Source organism: Burkholderia sp. HI2500 (assembly GCF_002223055.1).
Taxonomy (GTDB): Bacteria; Pseudomonadota; Gammaproteobacteria; order Burkholderiales; family Burkholderiaceae; genus Burkholderia.
The window spans coordinates 289,926-308,576 of the sequence record NZ_NKFL01000005.1 but is presented as its reverse complement, the minus strand read 5'-3'; the positions used below and the strand labels follow the sequence as shown (position 1 = coordinate 308,576).

Below are 18,651 nucleotides of genomic sequence, written 5' to 3'. Positions count from 1 at the left end.
CCGGTGCGGTTCCCCTGACGGTTCGTGTTCCGCGCCACGCGTGAAAGCCGGCACCGCAGCCGGCTTTCGTATGGCACGAAGAAGATCGCGTGTTCCGGGATTCCGGGGAGGGCGCCGGCCGGTCGGTCGGGTAATGGCAGGATTGCGGGCCTGTCCGAGTTGTTTAGAATGGGTGTATGGCGATTATCCCGGACAAGCAGGACAGCACCGTCCTGGAACGCAAGCAGCAGAAGCTCAAGCCGCCTTCGATGTACAAGGTGGTGCTGCTGAACGACGACTTCACGCCGATGGAATTCGTCGTGATGGTGGTCCAGGAGTATTTCAAGAAGGATCGCGAGACGGCCACGCAGATCATGCTGAAGGTCCATCGCGAAGGGCGAGGGGTTTGTGGGGTCTATACGCGGGACATCGCGTCGACCAAGGTTGAGCAAGTCGTTACCCATGCGCGGCAGGCCGGGCATCCGCTGCAGTGCGTGATGGAGGAAGCATGATTGCCCAGGAATTGGAAGTCAGCCTGCACATGGCGTTCATGGAAGCACGCCAGGCGCGCCATGAGTTCATTACGGTCGAGCATTTGCTGCTGGCTCTGCTGGATAATCCGACGGCAGCCGAGGTGTTGCGCGCGTGCGCGGCAAACATCGAGGACTTGCGTCAGAACCTGCGCAATTTCATCCACGACAACACACCTACCGTCCCGGGTACCGACGATGTCGATACCCAGCCGACGCTCGGTTTCCAGCGCGTGATCCAGCGCGCGATCATGCACGTCCAGTCGACGTCGAACGGCAAGAAGGAAGTGACCGGCGCGAACGTGCTGGTCGCGATCTTCGGCGAGAAGGATTCGCATGCCGTGTACTACCTGCAGCAGCAGGGCGTCACGCGCCTCGACGTCGTGAACTTCATTTCGCACGGCATCGCGAAGACGAACAACGGCGAAGCCGCGAAGTCGGCCGACGCGAACGCGGAAGGCGAAGACGCGAATGCGCAGAAGGAAACCCCGCTCGCGCAATTCACGCAGAACCTGAACCAGATGGCGAAGGACGGCCGCATCGATCCGCTGATCGGTCGCGAGCCCGAGGTCGAGCGCGTGGTCCAGGTGCTGTGCCGCCGCCGCAAGAACAATCCGCTGCTCGTCGGCGAGGCCGGCGTCGGCAAGACCGCGATCGCGGAAGGGCTCGCGTATCGCATCACGCGCGGCGAAGTGCCGGACATCCTCGCGAACGCGCAGGTCTACTCGCTCGACATGGGCGCGTTGCTCGCGGGCACCAAGTACCGCGGCGACTTCGAGCAACGTCTGAAGACGGTGCTGAAGGAGCTGAAGGAGCGTCCGCACGCGATCCTGTTCATCGACGAGATCCACACGCTGATCGGCGCGGGTGCCGCGTCGGGCGGCACGCTCGATGCGTCGAACCTGCTGAAGCCGGCGCTGTCGTCGGGCGTGCTCAAGTGCATCGGCGCGACCACGTTCACCGAGTATCGCGGCATCTTCGAGAAGGACGCGGCCCTGTCGCGGCGCTTCCAGAAGGTCGACGTGACGGAGCCGACCGTCGAGCAGACGGTCGCGATCCTGCGCGGGCTGAAGTCGCGCTTCGAGGAGCATCACGGCGTCAAGTATTCGTCGGGTGCGCTGTCGGCCGCGGCCGAACTGTCGGCGCGCTTCATCACCGACCGTCACCTGCCGGACAAGGCGATCGACGTGATCGACGAAGCGGGCGCGGCCCAGCGCATCCTGCCGAAGTCGAAGCAGAAGAAGACGATCGGCAAGAGCGAGATCGAGGAAATCATCTCGAAGATCGCGCGCGTGCCGCCGCAGAGCGTATCGCAGGACGATCGCAGCAAGCTGCAGACGCTCGACCGCGACCTGAAGAGCGTCGTGTTCGGCCAGGATCCGGCGATCGATGCGCTGGCAGCCTCGATCAAGATGGCGCGCGCGGGCCTCGGCAAGATGGACAAGCCGATCGGCGCGTTCCTGTTCTCCGGCCCGACGGGCGTCGGCAAGACCGAAGTGGCGCGCCAGCTCGCGTTCACGCTCGGCATCGAGCTGATCCGCTTCGACATGTCGGAATACATGGAGCGTCACGCGGTGAGCCGCCTGATCGGCGCGCCGCCGGGCTACGTCGGGTTCGACCAGGGCGGCCTGCTGACCGAAGCCGTCACGAAGAAGCCGCACTGCGTGCTGCTGCTCGACGAAATCGAGAAGGCGCATCCGGACATCTTCAACGTGCTGCTGCAGGTGATGGATCACGGCACGCTGACGGACAACAACGGCCGCAAGGCGGATTTCCGCAACGTCATCATCATCATGACGACGAACGCGGGCGCCGAGTCGATGCAGAAGGCGACCATCGGCTTCACGACGCGCCGTGAAACGGGCGACGAGATGACCGACATCAAGCGCCTGTTTACGCCGGAGTTCCGCAACCGCCTGGATTCGATCATCAGCTTCCGCTCGCTCGATGAGGAAATCATCATGCGCGTGGTCGACAAGTTCCTGATCCAGCTCGAGGAACAGCTGCACGAGAAGAAGGTCGACGCGCTCTTCACCGACGCGTTGCGCAAGCATCTCGCGAAGCACGGCTTCGACCCGCTGATGGGCGCGCGGCCGATGCAGCGACTGATCCAGGACACGATCCGCCGTGCGCTGGCCGACGAACTGCTGTTCGGCAAGCTGCTGAACGGCGGTCACGTGACGGTCGACGTCGACGAAGGCGACAAGGTGCAGTTGTCGTTCGACAAGCTCGGGAACCCGCCGCACAAGCCGAACGAAGAGGCGGTCGAAGTCGAGTAAGCGATAATCGGGTAGTTCATGCGAACGGCGCGGGAGGTTTTCCGCGCCGTTTCGTTTTATCTGGCGCCGGCGGCGCGATGGTGGTGCAGGGGAGTGGCAACGCAGTGACACAACAACAACGGACGTTCGACGACATCGTCGCGCGCGAACAGGGTTTGCGCCACGCGCTGACGTCTGGGCAGATGGCGATGATCGCGATCGGCGGCGCGATCGGCACGGGGCTGTTCCTCGGCAGCGGGTTCGCGATCGGGCTCGCCGGCCCGAGCGTGCTGGTCTCGTATGCGATCGGCGCGCTGATCGCGCTGCTGCTGATGGGCGCGCTCGCGGAAATGACGGTCGCCCATCCGACGGCCGGCTCGTTCGGCGCGTATGCCGAGCATTATGTCGGCCCGCTGGCGGGTTTCCTGGTGCGCTATGCGTACTGGTTCGCGGTCGTGTTCGCGATCGGCACCGAGATCAGCGCGATCGCCGTGTTCATGAAGTACTGGTTCCCGGCGGTGCCCGGCTGGTACTGGGTGATCGGCTTCTCCGCGGTGCTGATCGCCGTGAACCTCGCGAGCGTCACGCTGTACGGCACGGTCGAATACGCGTTCTCGCTGCTGAAGATCGCGGCGATCGTCGTGTTCATCGTGCTCGGCGCCTATCTCGTGTGGTCGGCGCCGGCCGCATCGGGCGTCGGTTTCGCGAACTACACCGCGCACGGCGGCTTCATGCCGAAGGGGCCGTGGGGCACCTGGGTCGCGGTGATCGTCGCGATCTTCAGCTACATGAGCATCGAAGCCGTCGCGATCGCGGCCGGCGAGGCGCGCGATCCGCAGCACGCGGTCACGCGCGCGTTCCGTTCGACCGTGTTCCGGCTCGTGCTGTTCTACCTGCTGACGCTGTCGCTGATGCTCGCGATCGTGCCGTGGACGCAGGCCGGCACCGACGAAAGCCCGTTCGTGAAGGTGATGGCCGCGACTCATGTGCCGTACGCGGCAGGCGTGATCAACTTCGTGCTGTTGATCGCGGCGCTGTCGGCGATGAACAGCCAGCTTTACGTGACGACGCGGATGATGTTCAGCCTGTCGCGTGCGCGGCTCGCGCCCGCGGTGTTCGGCCGGCTCGGCACGAACGGCGTGCCGCGCGCGGCGCTGTGGATCTCGACGAGCGGCGTCGCGGTTGCGGCCGTGCTGGTCGCGCTGGCGCCCGACACCGCGTTCACCGTGATGATGGCGATCGCGATGTTCGGCGCACTGTTCACGTGGCTGATGATCTTCGTCACGCACCTGCGCTTCCGTGCGCGCTATCGCGGCCCCGCGCTCGCATTCCGGATGTGGGGGCATCCGTTCGGCAGCCTGCTCGGCGCGGGCCTCGTCGCGGCGATTCTGTTCACGACCGCGTTCACGCGCGAATTCCGGATGACGATGGTGGTCGGCGTCGTGTTCGTCGTGCTGCTCACGCTCGCGTACGCGCTGCATTACCGGCACCAGCACGCGCGTTGAGGGTCACGGCGCGGCCGCCCGCACCGATTCCCCGTTCGCTAAGGTTGCGTTAAGCCTGCGGCGACTACATTCGATCCTGTCTGCAAGGCGGGCCGGCACGCGCCGGCCCGCCGCTTTCCTGCAAAAGGGGTTCGAATGAACAAACTTCCCGAAATCACGCTCGCGTTCTGGATCATGAAGATCTGCGCGACGACGCTCGGCGAAACCGGCGGCGACCTGCTGTCGATGACGCTGAACGTCGGCTACGCGGTGAGCTCCATCCTGCTGTTCGGCTTCTTTCTCGTGACGCTGGGCGCGCAGCTCAGGACGACACGCTATCGCCCGGCGATCTACTGGGCCGTGATCGTCGCGACGAGCACGGCCGGCACGACGATGTCCGACTTCATGGACCGCACGCTCGGCCTCGGCTATGCGGCCGGCTCGTCGATTCTCGTCGCGATCCTGCTGGCGATCTTCGCCGTGTGGCGCCTGAGCGGCGAATCGCTGTCGGTCGACCTGATTCGCACGCGCAAGGTCGAGCTGCTGTACTGGATCGCGATCCTGTTCTCCAACACGCTCGGCACGGCGCTCGGTGACTTCCTCGCGGACAGTTCAGGGCTCGGCTTCGGTGGCGGCGCGCTGCTGATCGGCGGGCTGCTGGCGGTGATCGTGCTGGCGCACTATTTCACGCGGATCTCCGGCGTGCTGCTGTTCTGGGCCGCGTTCGTGCTCACGCGCCCGTTCGGCGCGACGGTCGGTGACCTGTTGACGAAGCCGGTGGCGAAGGGCGGCCTCGCGCTCGGCACGATCGGCTCGTCGGCCGTGCTGCTCGGCGTGCTGGTCGCGATGGTGATTTATGCGATCGTGGCTCAATCGCGGCAGCGCGACCTGGCGCCCGCGCGGATCGCACAATCCGTCGAGGAATGACGGCGAAGGAATGGAAAAGGGGCCGCGAGGCCCCTTTTTTCGTTGCGTCGTTCAGTGACGGCCGGTGCTGCCGAAGCCGCCCTCGCCACGATCGCTTTGCGCGAAGTCGTCGACGATGTTGAACTGCGCCTGCACGACCGGCACGATCACGAGCTGGGCGAGCCGCTCGAACGGATTCAGCACGAACTCGGTCTGGCCGCGGTTCCACGTCGAGACCATCAGCTGGCCCTGGTAGTCGGAATCGATCAGGCCGACGAGGTTGCCGAGCACGATGCCGTGCTTGTGGCCGAGCCCCGAGCGCGGCAGGATCAGCGCCGCGTAGCCGGGATCGGCGAGATGGATCGCGAGGCCGGTCGGCACGAGCGTGGTCTCGCCCGGCTGCAGCGTGACCGGTGCATCGAGGCACGCGCGCAGGTCGAGGCCCGCGCTGCCGGTGGTTGCGTAGGCGGGCAGGTAGTCGCGCATGCGCGCGTCGAGGATCTTCAGGTCGAGTTTCATGCGGTCGTCGGATGAGTCGGGAAGGGCGCGGCGGCAACGGCCGCCGCGCGGGAGATCAGATCAGGCGGTTGTCGGGCAGGCGCTTCGCGATTTCCGCGACGAGCGTGTGCGCGAGTTCGTCCTTCGGTGCGCGCGGCAGGCGCGTGAGGCCGGCGGCCTCGAACAGCACGACTTCGTTGTCGTCGCGACCGAACGTCAGCGGGCCGAGGTTGCCGACCAGCAGCGGCACGTTCTTGCGCTTGCGCTTCTCGTCGCCGTGCACGTCGAGGTCGCCGCTTTCGGCCGCGAAGCCGACGCAGAACGGCGGATCGGGCAGCGCCGCGACCGACGCGAGGATGTCGGGGTTCTCGACGAACGCGAGCTCGGGCATCTTGCGGTCGGCCGTCTTCTTCATCTTGTGCTCGGCCGGCTGGGCGACGCGCCAGTCGGCGACGGCAGCCACCGCGATGAAGATATCGGCATCGGCGACCGCATGCATGACCGCGTCGTACATCTGCTGCGCCGTCTGCACGTCCTGACGGTAGACGCCCCACGGCGTGTCGAGCGCCACCGGCCCCGCGACGAGATGCACGTCGGCGCCGGCCTGCTGCGCGGCGCGCGCGAGCGCGAAGCCCATCTTGCCGCTCGAGCGGTTCGTGAGGCCGCGCACCGGGTCGAGCGGTTCGAACGTCGGGCCGGCCGTGATCAGCACGCGCCGGTGCGCGAGCACCTTCGGCGCGAAGTGCGCGACGATCGCTTCGTAGATCGCCTCGGGCTCGAGCATGCGGCCGTCGCCGACTTCGCCGCACGCCTGCGCACCCGAATCCGGGCCGAGCACCGACACGCCGTCCGCGCGCAGTTGCGCGGCGTTGCGCTGCGTGGCCGGGTTCTGCCACATCTGGCGGTTCATCGCGGGAACGACGAGCAGCGGGCAATCGCGCGCGACGCATAGCGTCGACAGCAGATCGTCCGCGAATCCGTGCGCGAGCTTCGCGAGGAAATCCGTCGACGCGGGCGCGATCACGATCGCATCGGCTTCGCGCGACAGGTCGATGTGCGCCATGTTGTTGTCGACGCGCGCGTCCCACTGGCTCGTGTAGACGGGGCGGCCCGACAGCGCCTGCATCGTGACGGGCGTGATGAACTGGGTGGCGGCTTCGGTCATCGCGACCTGCACGGTCGCGCCGGCCTTCACGAGCAGCCGCGTGAGCTCGGCGATCTTGTAGCAGGCGATGCCGCCCGTCAGGCCGAGAACGAGGTGTTTTCCTGCGAGTTCTGCGTGTGCCAACTCAGGCCTCCAAGGGTCAAACGGAACGGCCGGCGCGAAGCCGGCCGTCGACGCCGAGTATGCGCGTTTAGCGCGAGCCGCGCACGCGACGCAGTTCGTCGTAGATCAGCAGCACCGCGCCGACCGTGATCGCGGAATCGGCGAGGTTGAACGCCGGGAAGTGCCAGGCGCCGAGATGGAAATCGAGGAAGTCGATCACGTGGCCGTAGACGAGCCGGTCGATCACGTTGCCGAGGGCGCCGCCGAGGATCATCGCGAGCGACAGGCTGAACAGCCGCTGCTGGCCGTGACGCTTCAGCAGGAAGCAGATCACGAGCGTCGCGGCGATGCCGAGCGCGGTGAACGCCCAGCGCTGCCAGCCGCCTGCGGTCGACAGGAAGCCGAACGCGGCGCCGCGGTTGTACACCAGCACGAGGTTGAAGAACGACGTCAGCTCGTGCTGCGCGCCGTACGCGAACGTCTTCAGGATCGCGATCTTCGACAGCTGGTCGAACAGGATCACGATCAGCGAAATGCCGAGCCAGGGCGCAAGCGCGCCGCTGGCCGGTTTCGACAGGGTTTTCGCCATGGTTAAGCAGCGCTCCGGATTTCGCCGTTTTCGAACAGGTTGGAGAAGCAGCGGCCGCACAGCGTCGGATGATCGGCATGCGCGCCGACATCTTCACGGTAATGCCAGCAGCGCTCGCACTTCTGGTACTTCGACGCAGCCACGTCGACGCTTTCCTGTGCTTCGTCGTCGACCTTGACGACCGTCGCGGCCGACGTGATCAGCACGAACTTCAGATCGTCGCCGAGGCTCGTGAGCGCGTCGTAGCGTGCGCCGCTCGCGTGCACCGCGACTTCGGCCTGCAGCGACGAACCGATGCGGTTCGCGGTGCGTGCTTCCTCGAGCGCTTTCGTGACGTTGCCGCGTACCTCGCGCAGCAGCGCCCACTTCTCGATCAGCGCGGCCGAGCCGTCGACTTCCGGATACGCGTAGTAGGTTTCCGTGAAGATCGTATCGCTGGCCGGCTGGAACACCTTCCACGCTTCTTCCGCCGTGAACGACAGGAACGGCGCGAGCACGCGCAGCAGGCCGTGCGTCAGGTGGTACAGCGCGGTCTGCGCGGAGCGGCGTGCGCGCGAATCGGCCGCGCTCGTGTACAGGCGGTCCTTCAGCACGTCGAGGTAGAAGCCGCCGAGATCTTCCGAGCAGTACGTCTGCAGCTTCGCGACGACCGGGTGGAATTCGTACTTCTCGTAGTGGCCGAGCAGCTCCGTCTGCAACTGCTGCGAGAACGCGACCGCATAGCGGTCGATCTCGAGCCATTCGTCGACGGGCACCGCGTGCTGCGCGAAGTCGAAGTCCGACAGGTTCGCGAGCAGGAAACGCAGCGTGTTGCGGATGCGGCGATAGCCTTCGGTCACGCGCTTCAGGATTTCCTCGGAGATGGCGAGCTCGCCCGAGTAGTCGGTCGACGCGATCCACAGGCGGATGATTTCCGCGCCGAGACGGTTCGCGACTTCGTGCGGGTCGATGCCGTTGCCGAGCGACTTGCTCATCTTGCGGCCTTCGCCGTCGACCGTGAAGCCGTGCGTGAGCAGGCCCTTGTACGGCGCGCGGCCGTCGATCATCGACGCCGTGAGCAGCGACGAGTGGAACCAGCCGCGGTGCTGGTCGGAGCCTTCGAGGTAGAGGTCGGCCGGGAACTGCAGCTGATCCTTGTGCGAGCCGCGCAGCACGTGCCAGTGCGTCGTGCCCGAATCGAACCACACGTCGAGCGTGTCGCGGTTCTTTTCGTACAGGTTTGCGTCGTCGCCGATCAGCTCGCGCGGGTCGAGCGTCTGCCACGCCTCGATGCCCGACTGCTCGACGCGCTTCGCGACTTCCTCGAGCAGCTCGAGCGTGCGCGGATGCAGCTCGCCGGTTTCCTTGTGCACGAAGAACGCCATCGGCACGCCCCACTGGCGCTGGCGCGACAGCGTCCAGTCAGGACGGTTCGCGATCATGCTGAACAGGCGCTGCTTGCCCCACGACGGGTAGAACGCGGTCGCGTCGATGCCTTCCAGCGCGGTTTCGCGCAGCGTCTTGCCGCCGTCGCGCGGCGTCACGTCCATGCCGGCGAACCACTGCGACGTCGCGCGGTAGATGATCGCCGTCTTGTGGCGCCAGCAGTGCATGTAGCTGTGCTTGTAGTGCTCGCTGCGCAGCAGCGAGCCGGCCGCGTTCAGCGCGTCGACGACCTTCGGGTTCGCGTCCCAGATCGACAGGCCGCCGAACAGCGGTAGCGATTCGATGTAGCGGCCGTCGCCCATCACCGGGTTGATGATGTCCGAGTCGGTCATCCCGTGCGCCTTGCACGACACGAAGTCCTCGATACCGTACGCGGGCGACGAGTGCACGACGCCGGTACCCGTGTCGGTCGTCACGTAGTCGCCGAGGTACACGGGCGCGGTGCGCTTGTAGCCGGGGTGAGCCGACGCGAGCGGGTGGTGGAAGCGCAGGCCCGCGAGCTTCACGCCCGGCGCGGTCGCCACGACGCGGCCGGTCAGCTTGAAGTCGGTCATGCAAGCTTCGACGCGCTCTTCCGCGATGATCAGCAGACCGCGCTCGGTATCGACCAGCGCGTAGACGATTTCCGGATGGAGGTTCAGCGCCTGGTTCGCGGGGATCGTCCACGGCGTGGTGGTCCAGATCACGATGCCGCCTTCGGCGCGCGGCAGGGCCGGCAGGCCGAACGCCTGCGCGGTCTTTTCCGGTTCCGCGAACGCGAACATCACGTCGATCGTCGGATCGGTGCGGTCCTTGTACTCGACTTCCGCTTCCGCGAGCGCCGAGCTGCAGTCGAAGCACCAGTTCACCGGCTTCAGCCCGCGATACACGTAGCCCTTCTCGATGATCTTGCCGAGCGCGCGGAGCTCTTCCGCCTCGTTGACGAAGTTCATCGTCTTGTACGGGTTGGCCCAGTCGCCGAGCACGCCCAGACGCTTGAAGCCGACCTTCTGCTTCTCGATCTGCTCGGTCGCGTACGTGCGCGCCTTGCTCATCACTTCGGCCGCCGGCAGCGACTTGCCGAACTGCTTCTCGATCTGGATCTCGATCGGCATCCCGTGGCAATCCCAGCCCGGCACGTACGGCGCGTCGAAGCCGGCCATGTTGCGCGACTTGACGACGATGTCCTTCAGGATCTTGTTGACGGCGTGGCCGAGGTGGATGTCGCCGTTCGCATACGGCGGGCCGTCGTGCAGGATGAACTTCGGCCGGCCGGCGCTGGCCGCGCGGATCTTCTCGTAGATGCCGCGCTCTTCCCATTCCTTGACCCACTGCGGCTCGCGCTTGGGCAGGTCGCCGCGCATCGGGAACGGCGTGTCGAGCAGGTTGACCGGATACTTGGCCTGCGGTTTCGAATCGGCTTTCTTGTTGCTCATGATGGAATCGCTATCTCAATCTCGGGGGACGCGCGAGCGTCGTGAATCGGGGATGCGCGCAAGGGAGCGGCGCGAGGGTGCGGCGCGGGGCGCCGCCGTCCGGATCAGCTAATTCGGTCGGTGGCCGACGTCGCGAAGCCCGTGGCGCGGCTGCCCGGCGCACGGTCGCGCTCGATGAAGTACGCACGCGCATTCGCGACGTCCAGCGCGATCGCGCGCGACAGCGCCTCGAGATCGTCGAATTTCGCCTCGTCGCGCAGCTTCTTCAGGAATTCGACGCGGATGAGCTTGCCATAGGCATCGCCGTGCCAGTCGAGCAGGTGGACTTCGAGCAGCACGCGGCCCGAATCGTCGACGGTCGGGCGCAGGCCGAGGCTCGCGACGCCCGGCAGCGGGGCGGGGCCGAGGCCGTGCACCTGCACGACGAAGATGCCCGAGAGCGCCGGCCGCTTGTGTGCGATCGGCAGGTTCAGCGTCGGGAAGCCGAGGTCGCGGCCGAGCTTCAGCCCGTGCGCGACGTGGCCGCTGATCGCATAGCCATGGCCGAGCGCCTGCGCGGCCGCATCGAGATCGCCGGCCGTGAGCGCGGCGCGCACGCCCGAGCTCGAGATACGCGTGCCGTCGCTGCCGGCCACCGTCCCCATCTGCTCGACCTCGAAGCCGTACTGCGCGCCGGCTGCCTGCAGCGTGTCGAAGGTGCCTGCGCGTTTCGCGCCGTAGCAGAAATCGTCGCCGACCATCATCCAGCGCGTGTGCAGCCCGTTCACCAGCGTGCGTTCGACGAACGCCTGCGGCGACTGGCTCGCGAACGTGTAGTTGAAGTGCTCGACGACCACGCGGTCGACGCCGTGATCGCGCAGCGCCTCGAGCTTGTCACGCAGCATCGCGATGCGCGGCGGCGCGCCGGCCGGGTTGAAGAATTCGCGCGGGTGCGGTTCGAACGTCATCACGCACACGGGCAGGCCGCGTGCGTCCGCTGCCGCGCGCACGCGCGCGAGCAGGGCCTGGTGGCCGCGATGGACACCGTCGAAGTTGCCGATCGTCAGCGCGCACGGGGCGCGGCTCTCGGCGTTGGGCAGGCCGCGGAAGACTTTCACGATAGCGGATGCAGCGTCGGGGGAATGGGCGGTGGGATGCCGCAAAGCAGAAGATTATAAACGTTCGGGCGGGCCGGCGGCCGAGAAGGGGGGAAACGCGGGGGCGAATGGTAAAATTCGCGGATGAAAAAACTCGTGATCCTGATTTCCGGTCGCGGCAGCAACATGGAGGCCATCGTCCGCGCGTGCGCGCAGGAACGCTGGCCGGCCGAGGTTGCGGCCGTGATCGCCAACCGGCCCGACGCGGCCGGCCTGGCATTTGCCGCGTCGCACGGGGTGGCGACGGCGGTGGTCGACCACCGGTCGTTCGACGGCCGCGACAGCTTCGACGCGGCGCTTGCCGCCGAGATCGACCGATTCGCGCCCGATCTCGTGGTCCTCGCCGGCTTCATGCGCATTCTCACGCCCGCATTCGTCAGACGATACGAAGGCCGGCTGCTGAACATCCATCCGTCGCTGCTGCCGAGCTTCAAGGGCATCCACACGCACCAGCAGGCGCTCGACGCGGGGGTCGCGCTACATGGCGCGAGCGTGCATTTCGTCATTCCCGAACTCGACAGCGGCGCGATCGTCGCGCAGGGCGCGGTGCCCGTGCGCGCGGGCGACGACGCGACCGCGCTCGCGCAGCGTGTGCTGACGGTCGAGCATGTGCTGTATCCGCGCGCGGTGCGCTGGTTCATCGAGGGGCGTCTGCGCCTCGAGAACGGCCGTGCAGTGGTGGCGCCGGAAGAGGCGCGCTGGATTTTCGCGGATCAACCGCATACCGAAACGAGTGAGGGCGTATGAAACTGCACGGATTCCTGATCGGCCAGACCGAGACTTTGTTGGCCGAGGTGCTGAAGTTCGCCGGCCCCGCCGATGCGACGACGAGCCGGTTCTTCCGCGCGCATCCGAAGCTTGGGCATGCCGAGCGCGGCGTGATCGCCGAGGCCGTGTTCGCGGTGCTGCGCCGCAAGATGGAGTTTTCGCATCTCGCCGAGAGCGGCACGGGCACGCCCGCGCGACGCCTCACGCTGCTCGGCCTGATGCAGACGGCTGGCCGCAATGCGCTGAAGCCGTTCCTGTCCGACACCGAGTCCGCATGGCTCGAGCACGTGTCGAAGATCGATCCGGCGAGCCTGCCGGTGCGCATCCGCACGAACCTGCCCGACTGGATCCACCAGGCATTGTCGGCCCGTTTCGACGCCGACGAGCTCGCGCAGCTCGCAGCCGCGCTGAACTACCCGGCGCCGCTCGACCTGCGCGCCAACGTGCAGAAGGCCAGCCGTGACCAGGTCATCGACGGGCTGCGCGCGGAAGGCATCGATGCGGGCGCGACGCCGTTTTCACCGTTCGGCGTGCGCGTGGTCGGCAAGCCGGCGCTGACGCGCCTGAGGCTGTTCGAGGAAGGCGCGATCGAGGTGCAGGACGAAGGCAGCCAGCTGCTGTGCTCGCTGGTCGCGCCGCGCCGCGGCGAGATGGTCGTCGATTTCTGCGCGGGCGCGGGCGGCAAGACGCTCGCGCTGGGCGCGATGATGCGCTCGACCGGGCGCCTCTACGCGTTCGACGTGTCGGAGAAGCGCCTGGCGAAGCTGAAGCCGCGCCTCGCGCGCAGCGGGCTGTCGAACGTGAACCCGGTGCTGATCGACAGCGAACACGACGCGAAGATCAAGCGGCTCGCCGGCAAGATCGACCGCGTGCTGGTCGATGCGCCGTGCAGCGGCCTCGGCACGCTGCGCCGCAACCCGGACCTGAAGTGGCGCCAGACGCGCACCGCGATCGACGAGCTGACGCCGAAGCAGGCGTCGATCCTCGCGAGCGCCGCGCGCCTGGTGAAGAAGGGCGGCCGGCTCGTCTACGCGACCTGCAGCGTGCTCGACGCCGAGAACGAACGCATCGTCGAACAGTTCCTGGCCGACCATCCCGAGTTCGTGCTGGTGCCGGCGCAGAAGGTGCTGGACGACCAGCGCATCGAGCTCGAGACGGGCGACTACCTGTCGCTGTGGCCGCATCGCCACGCGACCGACGGCTTCTTCGCCGCGGTGCTCGAACGGCGCGCTGCGCAGTAACGGCGGGCTGGACGGACGATGGAGAATCTGCAGAGCCGCCTGCTGTCGCACCGGCTGGCATTGGTCATCCGCGATTTCCACCAGCCGGTGATGATCTGGCAGGCGGCGATCCTCATCGGCGCGCTGTGCTTCGCATGGGTGGCCGCGCGCTTCGTGCACGGCCGGATCGACGCGCGCCGCCGGGCGGCCGGACGTGCGCCCGGCGCGGGCGCGCAAAGCCTGAAGCGCGCGTTGTTCCCGCTGTTCGGCGGCCTGTTCGTGGGCGGCGCGCAACTCGCGTTCGACCCGTTCATGTCGACGTCGCTGCTGTCGCTCGCGCTCGTGCCGCTGTTCGGCATCGGGCTGATCTACGTGCTGTTCTTCTTTGCGCGGCGCGTGTTCGCGCGCGACGGCCACACGCATGCATGGCTGTCGATCGTCGAGAAGATCGTGTCGACCGTCGTGTGGGCCGCGATGGTGCTGACCGTGCTCGGCATCCAGCGTGACGTGCTCGGCTGGCTCGACAGCGTGCAGTTCCGCGTCGCCAATGCGCATCTCACGCTGCTGTCGGTGATCTCCGGCGCGCTGTGGGTGTGCGTGACGCTGATGGTCGCGATGTGGCTCGGCTCGGTGCTCGAGGATCGCCTCACACGTGCGAGCACGCTCGACGCGAACCTGAAGGTCGTGCTGTCGCGGGTCGGCCGCGCGCTGCTCGTGTTCGCGGCGATCCTGATCGGGCTGTCGCTGGTCGGCATCGACGTGACCGTGCTCGGCGTGTTCGGCGGCGCGGTGGGTGTCGGCCTCGGTTTCGGGCTGCAGAAGATCGCCAGCAACTACGTGTCGGGCTTCATCATCCTGCTCGACCGCTCGCTGCGGCTCGGCGACGCGATCAGCGTCGGCGGCCTGCAGGGCGTCGTCACGCAGATCCGCACGCGCTACACGGTCGTGCGCGGCCTCGACGGCAACGAGACGCTGATTCCGAACGAAAAGCTGATCACCGACGTCGTGCAGAACCAGTCGTCGTACCTGACGCGCGGCTACGCGAAGGTTGCCGTGCAGGTCGCGTACACGAGCGACGTCGAGCACGCGCTCACGCTGCTCGCCGATGCGGCCAAGGGCGTACCGCGCGTGCTGGCTGAGCCTGCTCCGACCCCGTATCTGGTGGGTTTCGGAGCGGACGGGATCGACCTGGAGCTCGGTTTCTGGATCGAGGATTCGGCGAAAGGCACGTCCGGCGTGCGTTCGAGCGTGAACCGGAACATCTGGCGCCTGTTCAGCGAGCACGGGATTTCGATTCCGTTCCCGCAGCGCGAAGTGCGCGTCGTCGGGTTGCCCGACGCCTTTCCCGCCACAGGTGTGACGGCCGGCAACGGCGCCGTGGACGGGCACGCACCGGCGGCATGACGCGCGCCGGGCGTCAATCGTATCGACCCCGCGGCCGGAACCGGATCGCGGGCCTTTCCAAGTCCGCCCATGGACTGGGTTTGTTGCGTCAGGGCAAGAAAATGTTCATTTTTTACAAAGACTTGGAACGGTTGAAGTAAAATTCTGGTCTACACGCGGTATGCTTTCATTTTTCTGACGCTCGGCGCGTGCCGGCGTCGCTCTCATCACAGGTAACTGCCTTGTTGAATTCCCTGCTCGATTTTCTTTCCCACGGGCTCCTGCATTTTTCGTGGTGGCAGGTCGCGTTGTTCGCGCTCGCCGTCACGCACGTCACGATCATCGGCGTGACGGTTTACCTGCACCGCTGCCAGGCGCACCGCGCGCTTGAGCTGCATCCGATCGCGAGCCACTTCTTCCGCCTCTGGCTGTGGATGACGACCGGCATGCTGACCGGCCAGTGGGCCGCGATTCACCGCAAGCACCACGCGAAGTGCGAGACCGAGGAAGATCCGCACAGCCCGCAGACGCGCGGCATCTGGAAGGTGTTCCTCGAAGGCGCCGAGCTGTATCGCGCGGAAGCGAAGAACGAAGAGACGATGCGCAAGTTCGGCCACGGCACGCCGAGCGACTGGGTCGAGCGCAATGTCTATTCGAAGTACCCGATTCTCGGCATCAGCCTGATGATGGTGATCGACGTCGCGCTGTTCGGCGTGATCGGCCTGACCGTGTGGGCCGTGCAGATGGTCTGGATTCCGTTCTGGGCGGCTGGCGTCGTCAACGGCTTCGGTCACTTCTGGGGTTATCGCAACTTCAACTCGGCCGACGCGAGCACGAACCTGTTCCCGTGGGGCATCGTGATCGGCGGCGAAGAACTGCACAACAACCACCACACGTTCGCGACGTCGGCGAAGCTGTCGAACAAGTGGTACGAGTTCGACATCGGCTGGATGTACATCCGCATCATGTCGGCGTTCGGTCTCGCGAAGGTGAAGAAGGTCGCGCCGACGCCGCGCCTGAACAAGCCGAAGACGGTGCTCGACCAGGAAACGCTGCAGGCCGTGCTGTCGAACCGCTACGAAGTGATGGCGCGCTACGGCAAGGCCGTGAAGCGTGCGTACCGCCAGGAGCTCGCGCACCTGAAGGAAATCGGCGGCGAGAAGTACCAGATGATGCGCGGCGCGCGCAAGTGGTTCCACAAGGACGCCGACGGCCTCGACGAGCCGCAGAAGAAGCTGCTGCCGGAAATCTTCGCGAACAGCCAGAAGCTGCAAACCTACTTCCAGCTGCGCCAGGATCTCGCCGCGATCTGGGATCGTTCGACCGCATCGCGCGAACAGCTTCTCGCGCAATTGCAGGATTGGTGCCATCGCGCAGAACAAAGCGGCATCAAGGCGCTGCAGGAATTTGCGACGCGCCTGCGCCGCTACGCCTGATTCGAAATCGATTAGAATCTAAGGACGTCAAAAACCCCGCGTTGGCGGGGTTTTTTATTTGGTCCGCCGGTTTTTGAATGGTGGTCGGCAGGGCCGGATTGGTATGAGGCTTGGGGCAACGTGGAAGTGTTGCTCCGGGGCGAACGCAGGGGATGGGATCGGAGTTGGCGCTAAAGCGCTAACTCGGGTCGACAGGAGATATGGAGATGCAATCGACGATCAAACCCGTCGAGTACGACCGGCCCGTTGCAGCAGGGACCGTGTGCGGTGTGGGGCAGGCATGGGCCAAGGTGCCCGATGCACCGTCCGCCGAAGAGCGGGCCGCGCTGAAAGCGCGCATCAAGGCATTGCTCGTGCGTGAAAAGGCCGTGCTGGTCGCGCACTACTACGTCGACGCCGAGTTGCAGGAACTCGCCGACGAAACCGGCGGCTGTGTCGCCGATTCGCTCGAAATGGCCCGCTTCGGCCGTGACCACGACGCGCAGACGCTGGTCGTCGCCGGCGTGCGCTTCATGGGCGAAACCGCGAAGATCCTGAGCCCGAACAAACGCATCCTGATGCCCGATCTCGACGCGACCTGCTCGCTCGACCTCGGCTGCCCCGTCGACGAATTCTCGGCGTTCTGCGATGCGCATCCCGACCGTACCGTCGTCGTCTACGCGAATACCAGCGCCGCCGTGAAGGCGCGCGCGGACTGGATGGTCACGTCGTCGATCGGCCTCGAGATCGTGGCCGACCTGCACGCGCGCGGCGAGAAGATCATCTGGGCGCCGGATCGCCATCTCGGCAGCTACATCCAGAAGAAAACCGGCGCGGACATGCTGCTGTGGCAAGGCTCGTGCCTCGTTCACGACGAATTCAAGGGCATCGAACTCGACCTGCTGCGCGCCGAGTATCCGGACGCGAAGGTGCTCGTCCACCCGGAATCGCCGGAAAACGTCGTCGCGCAGGCCGATGTGGTCGGCTCGACCACGCAGTTGATCGACGCAGCGGTCAAGCTCGACGCGACGCACTTCATCGTCGCGACCGATCTCGGCATCCTGCATAAGATGCAGCTTGCGGCGCCCGGCAAGACCTTCATCGCCGCGCCGACCGCCGGCAACAGCGCCACCTGCAAGAGCTGCGCGCACTGCCCGTGGATGGCGATGAACGGCCTCGCGAACCTGGCCGACGTGCTCGAACGCGGTCACAACGAGATCTTCGTCGATCCCGCGATCGGCGAGCGCGCACGCCTGCCGATCGACCGGATGCTCGATTTCGCAGCCGCGCACAAGAAGCGCGTGCAGGCGAGCGGCGATCTGCAGCGTGACCAGCAACTGTTCGCGAACGTGGGGGCTGCGTAATGAATAGCCCCCACGCTCACATTCGTTCACTGCCCCCCGAGGGGGCGGCCACCTTCCTTGGGGGCGGCCCAGCGGAAGGCGGCGCGAGTTCCGCAGTATCCCCGCTCTTCAACATCGTCCGCGAGCAGTACGGCGCGGCATTCGACGATGCGATCGCGCGCAATGTGGCCGATGCGATCGCGGAAGACGTCGGCACCGGCGACCAGACCGGGCGGCTCGTACCGGCCGGCGAACGTCGCCGTGCTCGCATCATCGTGCGCGAGGAAGCCGTGCTGTGCGGCGTGCCGTGGTTCGAGGCCGTGATTGCCCGGATCGACCCGGCGATCGTCGTGCAGTGGCGTTATCGCGAAGGCGATCGTATGTCGCCCGATTCGACCGTCTGCGAACTCGAAGGGCCGGCGCGCGCGCTGCTGACGGCCGAGCGCAACGGGCTGAACTTCCTGCAACTGCTGTCGGGCGTCGCGACCGCGACGCGTCGTTACGTCGATCGCGTCGAAGGCACGCGCGCGAAGATCCTCGATACGCGCAAGACGCTGCCGGGCCTGCGGCTCGCGCAAAAGTATGCGGTGCGCGTCGGCGGCGGCGAGAACCAGCGTCTCGCGCTGTATGACGGCATCCTGATCAAGGAAAACCACATCGCGGCGGCAGGCGGTGTCGGCGAGGCGCTCGACGCGGCATTTGCGCTGGAGTCGGGTGTGCCCGTGCAGGTCGAAGTCGAGACGCTTGCACAACTCGATACGGCGCTCGCACATCGCGCGCAGTCAGTGCTGCTCGACAACTTCACGCTCGACATGATGCGTGAAGCGGTGCGCGTGGCGAACGGCAAGGCCGTGCTCGAAGTGTCGGGCGGCGTCAATTTCGATACGGTGCGTGCGTTCGCGGAAACGGGGGTCGATCGCATCTCGATCGGCGCGCTGACGAAGGACGTGCGCGCGACGGACTATTCGATGCGGATCGTCGACTGACCGAACGCCTTCGATCAGACAAAAAAGCCGTTGGCGCGCAAACGCCAAC

15 protein-coding genes are annotated in these 18,651 nt (G+C 66.3%); 10 read left to right on the top strand and 5 right to left on the bottom strand.

Features of this window, described 5'->3' with window-relative positions; all coding sequences use genetic code 11:
* The first annotated feature begins 176 nt into the window (after positions 1-176).
* From clpS to CFB45_RS14260, 4 genes are all read left to right on the top strand, one after another.
* Positions 177-491, top strand: a complete 315-nt coding sequence (clpS, locus tag CFB45_RS14275) for an ATP-dependent Clp protease adapter ClpS (RefSeq protein ID WP_006398529.1) — start codon at positions 177-179, stop codon at positions 489-491.
* A complete protein-coding gene (clpA, locus tag CFB45_RS14270) occupies positions 488-2,788 on the top strand; it encodes an ATP-dependent Clp protease ATP-binding subunit ClpA (RefSeq protein WP_089426153.1) in 2,301 nt (766 codons plus the stop codon). Before clpS ends, clpA begins: the two co-directional genes overlap by 4 nt.
* Before the next feature lie 104 nt (positions 2,789-2,892).
* Entirely contained in the window at positions 2,893-4,272 is a 1,380-nt protein-coding gene (locus CFB45_RS14265; protein WP_089426639.1) for an amino acid permease, read from the top strand.
* A 135-nt stretch (positions 4,273-4,407) separates the two neighbouring features.
* Entirely contained in the window at positions 4,408-5,178 is a 771-nt protein-coding gene (locus CFB45_RS14260) for a COG4705 family protein (protein ID WP_089426152.1), read from the top strand.
* Between the two features lie 51 nt (positions 5,179-5,229).
* Here the strand turns inward: CFB45_RS14260 and dut are convergent, their stop codons facing one another.
* The 5 genes from dut to CFB45_RS14235 all read right to left on the bottom strand — a co-directional run bounded on the left by dut (position 5,230) and on the right by CFB45_RS14235 (position 11,448).
* Complete coding sequence (gene dut / locus CFB45_RS14255) at positions 5,230-5,676, bottom strand: dUTP diphosphatase (RefSeq protein ID WP_057926079.1); 447 nt, start codon at positions 5,674-5,676, stop codon at positions 5,230-5,232.
* Positions 5,677-5,731: 55 nt separating this feature from the next.
* Positions 5,732-6,943 carry a bifunctional phosphopantothenoylcysteine decarboxylase/phosphopantothenate--cysteine ligase CoaBC gene (coaBC, locus tag CFB45_RS14250; RefSeq protein WP_089426151.1) on the bottom strand — a complete coding sequence of 404 codons (1,212 nt, stop codon included), beginning with the start codon at positions 6,941-6,943 and terminating at the stop codon, positions 5,732-5,734.
* 67 nt (positions 6,944-7,010) lie between these two features.
* Positions 7,011-7,511 carry a signal peptidase II gene (gene lspA, locus CFB45_RS14245; protein ID WP_069248662.1) on the bottom strand — a complete coding sequence of 167 codons (501 nt, stop codon included), beginning with the start codon at positions 7,509-7,511 and terminating at the stop codon, positions 7,011-7,013.
* 2 nt (positions 7,512-7,513) lie between these two features.
* A complete protein-coding gene (ileS, locus tag CFB45_RS14240) occupies positions 7,514-10,351 on the bottom strand; it encodes an isoleucine--tRNA ligase (protein ID WP_089426150.1) in 2,838 nt (945 codons plus the stop codon).
* Between the two features lie 104 nt (positions 10,352-10,455).
* Positions 10,456-11,448 carry a bifunctional riboflavin kinase/FAD synthetase gene (locus tag CFB45_RS14235; RefSeq protein WP_089426149.1) on the bottom strand — a complete coding sequence of 331 codons (993 nt, stop codon included), beginning with the start codon at positions 11,446-11,448 and terminating at the stop codon, positions 10,456-10,458.
* A gap of 123 nt (positions 11,449-11,571) precedes the next feature.
* Between CFB45_RS14235 and purN the strand changes: the two genes are divergently transcribed.
* The 6 genes from purN to nadC all read left to right on the top strand — a co-directional run bounded on the left by purN (position 11,572) and on the right by nadC (position 18,602).
* A complete protein-coding gene (gene purN, locus CFB45_RS14230) occupies positions 11,572-12,234 on the top strand; it encodes a phosphoribosylglycinamide formyltransferase (protein ID WP_089426148.1) in 663 nt (220 codons plus the stop codon).
* On the top strand, positions 12,231-13,496 hold the full coding sequence (locus CFB45_RS14225; protein ID WP_011352957.1) for an RsmB/NOP family class I SAM-dependent RNA methyltransferase: 1,266 nt from the start codon (positions 12,231-12,233) through the stop codon (positions 13,494-13,496). The genes purN and CFB45_RS14225 overlap by 4 nt, the downstream gene beginning before the upstream one ends.
* Before the next feature lie 18 nt (positions 13,497-13,514).
* Positions 13,515-14,879 carry a mechanosensitive ion channel family protein gene (locus CFB45_RS14220; RefSeq protein WP_089426147.1) on the top strand — a complete coding sequence of 455 codons (1,365 nt, stop codon included), beginning with the start codon at positions 13,515-13,517 and terminating at the stop codon, positions 14,877-14,879.
* Positions 14,880-15,100: 221 nt separating this feature from the next.
* Positions 15,101-16,294: a DesA family fatty acid desaturase gene (locus CFB45_RS14215; RefSeq protein ID WP_089426146.1), complete on the top strand. Its 1,194-nt coding sequence runs from the start codon at positions 15,101-15,103 to the stop codon at positions 16,292-16,294.
* A 206-nt stretch (positions 16,295-16,500) separates the two neighbouring features.
* Entirely contained in the window at positions 16,501-17,637 is a 1,137-nt protein-coding gene (gene nadA / locus CFB45_RS14210) for a quinolinate synthase NadA (RefSeq protein ID WP_071334971.1), read from the top strand.
* Positions 17,637-18,602, top strand: coding sequence for a carboxylating nicotinate-nucleotide diphosphorylase (gene nadC, locus CFB45_RS14205; protein ID WP_254600335.1), 966 nt, complete (start codon positions 17,637-17,639; stop codon positions 18,600-18,602). Before nadA ends, nadC begins: the two co-directional genes overlap by 1 nt.
* Positions 18,603-18,651 lie beyond the last annotated feature (49 nt).